This is a genomic window from Mycobacterium sp. (assembly GCF_049278535.1).
GTDB lineage: Bacteria > Actinomycetota > Actinomycetes > Mycobacteriales > Mycobacteriaceae > Mycobacterium.
Genome location: NZ_JBAPMI010000227.1, coordinates 1 through 3201 on the forward strand (window position 1 = coordinate 1; position 3201 = coordinate 3201).

Annotated in this window: 5 protein-coding genes; 1 reads left to right on the top strand and 4 read right to left on the bottom strand. The window is 67.2% G+C overall.

Features of this window, described 5'->3' with window-relative positions; genetic code table 11:
• Positions 1-978, bottom strand: a 978-nt coding sequence (locus WAO18_RS15605) for a hypothetical protein (protein WP_422207162.1), incomplete at its 3' end; no start/stop codon positions are given.
• Between the two features lie 67 nt (positions 979-1045).
• Positions 1046-1840, bottom strand: a complete 795-nt coding sequence (locus WAO18_RS15610; protein WP_422207163.1) for a (2Z,6E)-farnesyl diphosphate synthase — start codon at positions 1838-1840, stop codon at positions 1046-1048.
• Between the two features lie 65 nt (positions 1841-1905).
• Here WAO18_RS15610 and trhA point away from each other — a divergent pair, with 65 nt between their 5' ends.
• Positions 1906-2649 (top strand): PAQR family membrane homeostasis protein TrhA, encoded by a 744-nt coding sequence (gene trhA / locus WAO18_RS15615; RefSeq protein WP_422207164.1) that lies wholly within the window; start codon positions 1906-1908, stop codon positions 2647-2649.
• A gap of 10 nt (positions 2650-2659) precedes the next feature.
• Here trhA and WAO18_RS15620 read toward each other — a convergent pair whose 3' ends face one another.
• Together WAO18_RS15620 and WAO18_RS15625 are read right to left on the bottom strand one after the other, a co-directional pair.
• Positions 2660-3031 (bottom strand): nuclear transport factor 2 family protein, encoded by a 372-nt coding sequence (locus tag WAO18_RS15620; protein WP_422207165.1) that lies wholly within the window; start codon positions 3029-3031, stop codon positions 2660-2662.
• Between the two features lie 40 nt (positions 3032-3071).
• The coding region (locus WAO18_RS15625; protein ID WP_422207166.1) for a hypothetical protein at positions 3072-3201 on the bottom strand (130 nt) is incomplete at its 5' end.

Here is a 3201-nt window from a genome sequence, read left to right on the forward strand (position 1 = left end):
GGACAGGTCACCATAGTGACCGAGCGCGCGGCGAGTCAGCCGGGCGAACGACTCGTCGTCGACGTCATCGAGCGGATCGGCCAGTCGCAGCGGCAGCGCGGATTGGGTGCGCCGCAACGTCTCCCGATCGGCCCGCAGCACCGGGGCTCGCGAGAACACCATCCGGTCCAGCAACCCGGCCAGCGGGTCGGCCAGCACCTGCACCGACGCCGCGATCGCCAGGCTGGTGAACAGCAATACCGTCAGCGCGATCTGCGCGGTGCTCTGCCGGCGGGTCAATTCGATGGCGATCAGCATCTGGCCACCGATCAGCGTGACGACCAGGCCGGCACCGGTGAACGAGCGCAGCATGTCGGCCCGCAGCGCCTGACCCTCGTCGAACGCGTCCCACAGCGCCACCGCGACGCCCAGACAGAACACGTCGCAGCCCGTCGACGCCAACGCCAGCCAGCTGGGCACGATGCCGAGCGGAATGATCAGGATCGCGTTGGCCAAGGCGAAAAACATTGTCGCGGTGACGATCAGCCCAACCTTGGGGATCTTCTGCACGCGGCGCCGCAACGCGACGACCATCGCGCCCAGGGTGGACACCGAGATCACCGCGCCCATCACCAGATGGCCCAGCCGCAACGGTCCGGCGACGCTGCCGGCCAGCATCGCGCCGACCAGCGTCAGCGCGGCGACCACAGCGACCAGCAGCGCCTCGCCCGTACGGGCCCGTTCGCCGTCGCGTGGGCGGGCCAACTCGATGAGCACCGCGAACCAAGCCACGCCGGGAACGGCGACCAGGTAAATCTCGATGTGGCCGAGCAACGCGGAGTGGGTGACGAGCCGCACTGCATCCAGCGCGACGGCCACCGCAAAGCTGCAGAGCCCCACCGCCGAGAACGCGAGCACCGGCTTACGCGGATTGCGGGACAACAGATACAGCCCCAGCCACCAGCTCAACGAAAACACCAACGCCGAAAGCGCAGCCATGCTTTCAGTGTGGCACGCGTCTAGGTTGTCCGCGGCGACCCGCTACCAACGTCATGTCCAGGTACAGCTAGGCGCCGTAGCGGCGGTGGCGCAAGCTGTAGTCGCGCAACGCGCGCAGGAAGTCGACCCGGCGGAACGCCGGCCAGTGCGCCTCGGTGAACCACATCTCCGAATAAGCGCTCTGCCACAGCAGGAAACCGGACAACCGCTGCTCCCCCGACGTGCGGATCACCAGATCGGGGTCGGGCTGCCCGGAGGTGTACAGATTCTCCGAGATGGCATCGGCGGTGACGGCGTCGACGAGATCCTCGCCGCTGGCTCCGTTGGCCAACGCCTTGCCCAGCAGGGCGCGCACGGCGTCGGTGATTTCCTGGCGGCCGCCATACCCCACCGCGACGTTGACGTGAAAGCCGCCGTTCCCAGTGGCGGCGGTGCCTTCCACCGCATCGCGGAGCCGGCGCGCCGGCTCCTCACCGATCAGCTCCAAGTCCCCGACTGTGCGCACACTCCAGCCGTTGGCCGGCGCGCAGATCTCTTCGACGACGTCGGTGATGATCTCGATGAGGGCGGCCAGCTCGGCCGGATCGCGGCGCAGGTTCTCGGTGGAAAGCAAGTAGACGGTGGCCATTTCGATGCCGGCTTCCTGGCACCAGCGCAGCATCTCCGCGATCTTGGCCGCGCCCATCCGGTAGCCGTAACTGACGTCCTGATAACCGGCATCGCGGGCCCAGCGGCGGTTGCCGTCGCACAGCACAGCGATGTGGCGCGGCAGTGCGGACTTGGATGCGGCCAGGCCTTGCCGCAGGCGCAGCTCGTAGAGCCGATATAACGGCTCCTTGACGCGCGGCGGAATGATCTCCACAGCGATCCAGATTACTGTGGACGTTACTGCCTATCGGCGATCCTGCGACAAGTCATGGAGGCATCTTGAGTCGCGAGTCGAACGCGGCCACCAAAGCCGGCGCGACTGGGGCGTCAGTCGAAGAAGTCGCCGAGCACATCGTCGAGGGCGTGAAGGACACCGCGCAGGCACTGGTCAAGCCTCGGGCGCGGGGCTGGATCCATCTCGTCTCGGCGGTGGTCGCTGTCATCGCCGGCGCCTCGCTGATCTCGGTGTCCTGGCCGTTGGCCGGACTCAAGGCAGGCCTGGCGACGTTTATCTACACCGGCGCGGTGGTGGGCATGTTCACGGTCAGCGCCGTCTACCACCGGGTCACCTGGAAATCGGTCAAAACCCGCACCTGGATGAAGCGGCTCGACCACTCGATGATCTTCGTGCTGATCGCCGGCACCTACACGCCGTTCGCGTTGCTGGCGATGCCGCACAACGCCGGGGTGCTGGTGCTGTGGATCGTTTGGGGCGGCGCGCTGGCCGGGGTGTTACTCAAGATGTGCTGGCCGACCGCACCACGCTGGGTCGGTGTTCCGCTGTATCTGGTCCTGGGGTGGGTCTCGGCGTTCTATATCGCGATGATTCTGCACAACGCGGGGGTGGCCGCGATGGTGCTGCTGGCCGTCGGCGGCGTTTTGTACAGCATTGGCGGCGTTCTGTATGCGCTCCGCTGGCCCGACCCGTGGCCGCACGTGTTCGGCTATCACGAGTTCTTCCACGCCTGCACCGCGGTGGCCGCGACCTGCCACTACATCGCGATCTGGTTCGCCGTCTTCTGATCGGCGAGAGCTATAGCTGCCGGGCGTTCTCCGGCGACCAGTAGGCCTTCATCGCGGTGATCTTGCCGTCGTCGCCGAACACCATCACGTCGATCGGCTCGATGAGCATCCGGGTGTCCCCGGCGATGACGGTCAACCTGAAGTGGAACGCGGCCTCGTTGCCGGCCACCCGCAGCGTCACCAGTTCGCATTCCCGTTGAACGGCTTCCATGGCGGAGTAGAAGCCGTGGATGGCCTGCCGGCCGATGTGCACCTCGCCGCCGACCGGATCCTCGACCGTCGCGTCGTCGGCATACAACTCGACCAGATCGTCCGCGCTGCCCTTGGCGACCAGGCTGATGTAGCGGTTGACGGTCTCGGCGATGCTTTCGGCAGTCGGCATGGGAGGCAGGTTACCGCGCCGGGCTTGGCGGCCCGCATCGTCACCGGCCAAGCGCGGCCGCCAAATCCGCGGCGCTGGTGACCGGCAGATCGCAGACGCGTCCGCGGCACACGTAGGCCGCGTCGGCACCGGCGACGCGGTCGCGACCGGTCAGCAACGCCGAGGAATCC